Raw genomic sequence first — 6,084 nt, forward strand, 5'->3', positions numbered from 1 at the left:
CGGACGCAGCGGGCGGCGTCACAGCGGGCGTACCGCTCGCTCGGTGAGAACTCCCGCGCGCTCGCCGACGATGCAGGTGCCTGCGTCGACCCGGCGCCGCTGCGCCATCTGCGCGACGCCTTCACGCTGTCGGACTACCAGGCGCGACGCCGCCCGCTGGCCTACCGGCAGTGGTACGGGCTGCCCGAGCGCATAGCCGCGGCGGTCACCGCGGCGGCGAAGGTCACCGACCCCGGCGTCCGCAGTCGCCTGCTCGCCGCGGCCGCGGACACCCTCGAGGCGATCGCCGTGCGCGACCGGGACGACGCCGTGCACGCCCTGGCCGCGGTTCTCGCCGCCGCCGACACGGCCGTCGGGCCCGACAGAGCCGCGGCGCAGCGCCTCGTGTCGTCACTGCGCGAGGCCGTCGCCGCGCAGTTCAGTGAGATCGCCTCCACGACATCGGATCTGCGCCGGCTGACCCGTGCCGACGTCGCGGGGGCGGCGCGCACCCGGATCAGGGCGGTGCAGGGTCAACTCGACCGGACCTCGTCGATCCTGCGGCACGCGATCCGGCTGGCGGCCGCCGCAGCGGCCGGGACGGCGTTCGCGCGCTGGGCGGAGCTCCCGCACGGGCACTGGGTCGCGCTCGCGGTGCTGCTGGTTCTCCGGCCGGAGACGGCGCACACCTACACACGGTGCGCGGGCCGCATCGCCGGAGTCCTCGCCGGTATCGGCGTCGCGTCGGTGGTCACGGTGATGTGGCACCCGACGGGTCTGGTGGCCGCAGCGCTGGCCGTGCTCTGTCTCGGACTCACCTATGCGATCTCGGCGTACGGGTACATCGCGGTGAGCGCCGGGCTGGCCGCGGCGCTCGTGTTCCTGGTCGACGTCTCGGCCGTTGCCGGCGCGGCGGCGCTGACCGACCGGTTGACCGCCGCCGTGATCGGTGGTGCGCTCGCCGTGCTCGGCCACGTGCTGCTGCCCGACGACGGACTGGTCCGGCTGCGTCAGCGGGCCGGTGAGCTGCTGCGGGCCGAGGTCGACTACGCCGCCGCGGTGATCCGGGCCTTCGTGCACGACGTCGACCGGCCCGCGGACGCGGTGTCGGCCGCCTGGCAGCGGGCCTTCCGGTCGCGCGCGGCGTTCGAGGCGGCGTGTGGCACCACCCGTGTCGCGGCGCGCGAACTGCGGCTGTGGCTGCGGACCTACCGCTCGGCGCTCAATGCCGTCACCGCCTCGTGCACCGCCCTGGAGAACAACCTGCCCGGCCAGTTGCCTGCGACGATGACCATCGAATTCGTCACGGTCGTCGACGATTACGTCGACGTGCTGCGCGGTGGGTTCCCGGACCCCACCGCGGCGTGGACGGTCGACGGCGAGGCGCTCGCCGCCGCGAACGCCAGGGTCCGCGAGGTGGCATCGACGTTGCCGTCCGATCTCGCGGCGGCCCGCGTGCTGGTCGCCGAGATCGGCGTGATCACCGCGCAGCTCGCCCGGTTGTCCGGCGGTGTCAATGCGCTGCCCTGACGGTCAGCCGCGCGCCCACGTCGGCAGGATGAACACGCCTTCGGCCTCCGCGGTGACACCGTCGGCGTCGGCGATGTGACCGGTGGCGTAGGCCTTGATGCCGTCGATCCGCGACACGCTGCCCTCGGCACGCAGCGGTCCGAGCGGTGTGGCGCGCCGGTACCGGACGCTGATGGTGCCGGTGAACCGCGGGCTCTCCGGGTCGTTGGCGGCCACCTCGCCGAGGACGTGGTCGAGCACCATCGCCACGACGCCGCCGTGCACATGTCCCGGCGGTCCTTCGTAGGCGGCACCCAGGTGAAAATCGGTGCGGACCGCGCCGGAGTCGTCCCGCTCGATCACCAGTGGCGGTGCGATGGGATTGCGGACGCCGATCACCGGGTTGCCCCACGGCATCCGGTCGCCATGTGAGGTGATCTGGACGCCGAACGCGCCGTCGACCTGGCGCGACCGCAGCAGCGCGGTGGCGGCGTCGATCTGGGCGCGTGCCGTGGCCACCGCTTCCGCGTCGACCTCGGTGCGGATGGTGGCGTCGACGAGGTCGCGGACCGAATCGGCGAGCCCGCCGTAAGTGGCTCGCAGCTGCGCCACGTCGTCGGGCGTCAGGTGCTCGACACGGGTGAAGCGCGGCATCCCAGAACTAGAACACGTTCTCATCGCCGGTGTCGAGAGCTCGGCCGACGGGCTGCGTTGCGTTGCCCTGTGGCTGCCACCGCAGCAGCTTAAGTCATCGACTGTTGACTTGATTGCCGGACGCGGCCTACGGTCTAAGTCATCGACTGGTGACACGAGGAGTGGTGGACATGAACGACCCAGCAGTGCTGATCGCCGGCGCGGGCCCGACCGGACTGACCGCCGCCATGGAACTGTCGCGACTCGGCGTCGACGTCCGCATCGTCGACAGGGCGGGTGCGCCCTCGACCACCTCACGGGCGCTCGGCATCCAGGCCAGGACCGTCGAACTGCTGCGGCCCCGCGGCGTGGGTGACGAACTGCTCCGGCTCGGCAACCGGGCGAACGCCACCGCGCTGTACGCGGCGGGCGGCAAGCTCGCCGAAATCGAATTACACCGGATGGCAAGCGATTTCAACTATGTGCTGCTGCTAGACCAGTCCGAGACGGAACGCGTGCTTACCGAACAGCTCGGCCGCCAGGGCGTCAAGGTCGAGCGGGGTGTCGCGGTGACGGCGGTCCGCCGGCACGACGACTCCGTCGCGGTGCACCTTCGCGCGGACGACGGGCAATCCGAGATCGTCCGGCCCCGCTACGTCATCGCCGCCGACGGCGCGCACAGCGTCATCCGCAAGGCGACCGGGGTGAGCTTCGAGGGCAGGCAGCTGTCGCACTCCTACGTGCTCGGCGATCTGTCGCTCACCGGGGACGTGCCCGAGGATCAGCTGTCGATCTTCCTCGGCCGCCGCGGCTTCCTCGCGGTGTTCCCGATGGGCGCCGGGCGGTTCCGGTTCATGGCAACCGATCCCGACGGCCTCACCGGCTCCGCCGGTGACCCGACACTGGCCGGTATCCAGCAGCTCTACGACCGGACGGCCGCCATTCCGGCGCGGGTCGCCGGGTTGCGGTGGAGTTCCCGCTTCCGGATCAACAGCAGGCACGCCGCCCATCTGCGCGCGGGGCGGGTGTTCCTCGGCGGCGACGCCGCCCACGTGCACAGCCCGGCGGGCGGGCAGGGGATGAACGCCGGCATCCAGGACATGGTCAACCTCTCCTGGAAGCTGGCACTCGTACTGGCCGGCCGGGCCCGGCCCGAATTGCTCGACACCTACGAGTCCGACCGGCTACCCGTCATCCGCGACCTCGTCACGATGACCGAGCGCGCCACCGCCGCGTTCAACTCGACCAGCCCGCTGGCGCACGCGGCGCTCACCCGCCTGGCGCCCCTGGTGCTCGCGCGGGTCCGGGTGCAGCGCAAGGCCGCCGACCGGCTCGGACAGCTGAGCGCCGGCTACCGCGGCGCGCCGCTCAGTGCCGACGGCGGCCGGATCGGGAAGCTGCGCGCGGGCGACCGGATCCCCGACGCCGCTGTGGTCACCGTCGACGGTGACCACCGGTGCCTGCACGACCTGCTCGACCTGTCCGGCCCGACGTTGTTCGTCTTCGGCGACGACGAACCCCTGCACACCGGACTGTCGACCGCCGTGACGGTGCGTCGGCTGGCCTCGGCGCCCACGCTCACCGCCGATCCCGCCGCCTGGTTGCTGGCCCGCCCGGACGGCTACCTCGCCGCGGCAGGCACCGCGGCCGATGCCGACCGGCTGCGCCGGTGGGTGAAGCGCTGGTTGACCCCCGACACACCCTGACCGCCGATCAGAGCGCCACGCGCGCTGCGGCAGAGGCGAATCCCAGCCAGGTGTGCCGGTTGCCCGCCCAGCACCAGCCGACCTTGGGGGCATCGCGGTGAGCGGGGCCGTCACGTCCGGTGCCGTTGCTGATCCACAGCGCCGGAGTGCGCGCGTCGAGCCGTCCGTCCGGCTTGCGACGGCGGGAGCCGACGGTCATGAAGCAGCGGCCCCGCTGCAGCGCCTCGGGCTGCTGGATCAGCCAGTGCAGTCCCTCGGCCAGGGTCAGCGGTGTGCGACCGGCCGCCTCGATCGCCGGAAGCGCCTCGTCGGGACTCCAGTTCGCCATCTCGTCGCCGCGGTCGACACCGCTGATCGCATACACCGGTCCGCCCGGCGGTGCCACGGTGGGCAGCGGCGCGAACTCGTCGACGTCGGCCATGTCGGAGACCACGAAACCCGCCTTGTCGTGCCTGCGGAGCAGCGGAGCCAGCGCCGAGGGCGGCAGCAGCAGCGGGTCGATCGCCAGCAGGACGGCGTCGCCGCTTGCGCGACCGGCCGCCTCGCGCAGGACGTCCGCGGACAGACCGGCCAGCTCGTGCGCCCCGACGTCGATCAGCCGTTCGGCCTGCACATGGGGCTGCGGAAGGGTGTCGATGAGGGTCGGCATGGGCGCACAACGAAGCAAACCCGGCGGCGAGTTCCTACCATTGACCGCCATGGCCGAACCCCGGGTCGACGCGTCGCGCCACGCGCTGCCGCCGACGCTCGTCGACGTCGCGGGCGACCGGCTGCGCGACGCCATCCTCAGCGGCGCGCTGCGGCCGGGCGAGAAGCTCGTCGAGGAGCGGCTGTGCTCCGAGTTCGGGATCAGCCGGGCGCCGCTGCGCGAGGCCCTGCGCCTGCTCGCCCAGCAGGGTCTCGTCGAGCAGATGCCGCGGCGCGGATCCCGGGTCGCGGACTGCTCCCCCTCGGACGTCAGGGCTCTCTTCGCGCTGCGTCATGTGCTGGAGTGCCACGCGATCGACACCGCACTGCCACGACCGGACCTCGAGTCGGCACTGGCCCCGGTCCGCGCGGCACTCGACGACATGGGTTCCGCCGATGACGAATTGGCCCGCGACGACGCCCACCGCCGGTTCCACGCCACGGTGACGGGGCTCGCCGGGAACCGCCAGCTGGACCTGACCTTGGCGCCGATCCTGCTCAAGCTCCAGCTGCCGATGGCCCGCAACCTGCGCACCGAGGCGAGGCACACCGCCACCGACGGCATCGCCCGCCACCGCGCCATCCTGACCGCGCTGCAGGCCAACGATCCCGCGGTCGTCATCGCGGCCCTTGCCGACCACGGTCACCTGCGCTACGTCGAGCTCCCGCCCGAGCGCTAACACGATCGACACACCACCGACCCGAATCCGCCATCATTCTGTCGACAATCGACGGTTATGCCAGTTGATTCGCGGGGTCCGTCGATCGGTCCGTCAGTGGCCGAGATCCTGGCCTCCCACGCCGGCGGGACCGGCTCCCCCACCAGGACCGCCGCTCGGGTGGCCGACGCGATCGCGGGGGCGGGCGACGACGGCACCTGGTTGTCGACGGTCCCGCGCGACGAATTGCTCGCCGCCGCCGCCGAAATCGAGAGCCGAACGGGTGCAAGGACATTGCCGCTCTACGGCGTGCCGTTCGGGGTCAAGGACAGCATCGACGTCGCGGGAGTGCCGACCACGCTGTCGTGCCCGGACTACGCCTACGTCGCGGACCGGACCGCGCCCGCGGTGCAGCGGCTGCTCGACGCCGGCGCCCTCTACGTCGGCAAGACCAGCCTGGACCAGTTCGCCACCGGCCTGAACGGCACCCGCACCCCGTACACGGTGCCGCGCAGTGTCTACGGCGACGAGATGATCTGCGGCGGATCGAGTTCGGGGTCCGCACGAGCGGTGGCACTGGGGCAGGTCCCGTTCGCGGTCGCCACCGACACCGCGGGCTCCGGCCGGGTGCCCGCCGCGCTCAACGGCGTCGTCGGCTTCAAGCCGTCGCGCGGACTGATCAGCACCGTGGGTCTGGTGCCGGCCTGCAGGTCACTCGACTGCCTGAGCGTCATGGCCGGCTGCGTCGACGACGTCGACCGGGTCCTTGCGGTGATGGCAGCACGCGACGACGCCGACGCGTGGTCGCGCGATCGCGGCCCGCGGTACGCAGGCGCCGAGATCCGCGTCGGCCTGCCCGGCGCCGACGAACTCGAGTTCTTCGGCGACACCGCCATGGCCGACGCGCACAC

6 protein-coding genes are annotated in these 6,084 nt (G+C 72.5%); 4 read left to right on the plus strand and 2 right to left on the minus strand.

All coding sequences use genetic code 11. The annotated features are described in order from the left end of the window. Window positions 1-1,509 (plus strand): FUSC family protein (locus tag Q2100_RS09310; RefSeq protein WP_302913798.1); only part of this gene is annotated, 1,509 nt, incomplete at its 5' end. 3 nt (window positions 1,510-1,512) lie between these two features. Here Q2100_RS09310 and Q2100_RS09315 read toward each other — a convergent pair. Beyond that, on the minus strand, window positions 1,513-2,142 hold the full coding sequence (locus Q2100_RS09315) for a PaaI family thioesterase (RefSeq protein ID WP_302913799.1): 630 nt from the start codon (window positions 2,140-2,142) through the stop codon (window positions 1,513-1,515). A gap of 170 nt (window positions 2,143-2,312) precedes the next feature. Here Q2100_RS09315 and Q2100_RS09320 point away from each other — a divergent pair, with 170 nt between their 5' ends. After that, the gene (locus Q2100_RS09320; RefSeq protein WP_302913800.1) at window positions 2,313-3,827 is read left to right on the plus strand and encodes an FAD-dependent monooxygenase; all 1,515 of its coding nucleotides are present in this window, start codon (window positions 2,313-2,315) and stop codon (window positions 3,825-3,827) included. 7 nt (window positions 3,828-3,834) lie between these two features. On the opposite strand, the gene Q2100_RS09325 is transcribed toward Q2100_RS09320, so the two are convergent. Next, on the minus strand, window positions 3,835-4,476 hold the full coding sequence (locus tag Q2100_RS09325; RefSeq protein WP_302913801.1) for a DUF5701 family protein: 642 nt from the start codon (window positions 4,474-4,476) through the stop codon (window positions 3,835-3,837). Window positions 4,477-4,525: 49 nt separating this feature from the next. Here Q2100_RS09325 and Q2100_RS09330 point away from each other — a divergent pair, with 49 nt between their 5' ends. Together Q2100_RS09330 and Q2100_RS09335 are read left to right on the plus strand one after the other, a co-directional pair. Beyond that, window positions 4,526-5,194 carry a GntR family transcriptional regulator gene (locus tag Q2100_RS09330; protein WP_302913802.1) on the plus strand — a complete coding sequence of 223 codons (669 nt, stop codon included), beginning with the start codon at window positions 4,526-4,528 and terminating at the stop codon, window positions 5,192-5,194. A gap of 57 nt (window positions 5,195-5,251) precedes the next feature. After that, window positions 5,252-6,084 (plus strand): amidase family protein (locus tag Q2100_RS09335; RefSeq protein ID WP_302913803.1); only part of this gene is annotated, 833 nt, incomplete at its 3' end.

The sequence above is a fragment of the Mycolicibacterium arseniciresistens genome (assembly GCF_030519285.1).
GTDB classification, from domain to species: domain Bacteria; phylum Actinomycetota; class Actinomycetes; order Mycobacteriales; family Mycobacteriaceae; genus Mycobacterium; species Mycobacterium arseniciresistens.

Coding starts and splice junctions, on each gene's coding strand:
- Q2100_RS09315 (WP_302913799.1), bottom strand. CDS start 2,142: ATGCCGCGCTTCACCCGTGTCGAGCACCTGACGCCCGACGACGTGGCG.
- Q2100_RS09320 (WP_302913800.1), top strand. CDS start 2,313: ATGAACGACCCAGCAGTGCTGATCGCCGGCGCGGGCCCGACCGGACTG.
- Q2100_RS09325 (WP_302913801.1), bottom strand. CDS start 4,476: ATGCCGACCCTCATCGACACCCTTCCGCAGCCCCATGTGCAGGCCGAA.
- Q2100_RS09330 (WP_302913802.1), top strand. CDS start 4,526: ATGGCCGAACCCCGGGTCGACGCGTCGCGCCACGCGCTGCCGCCGACG.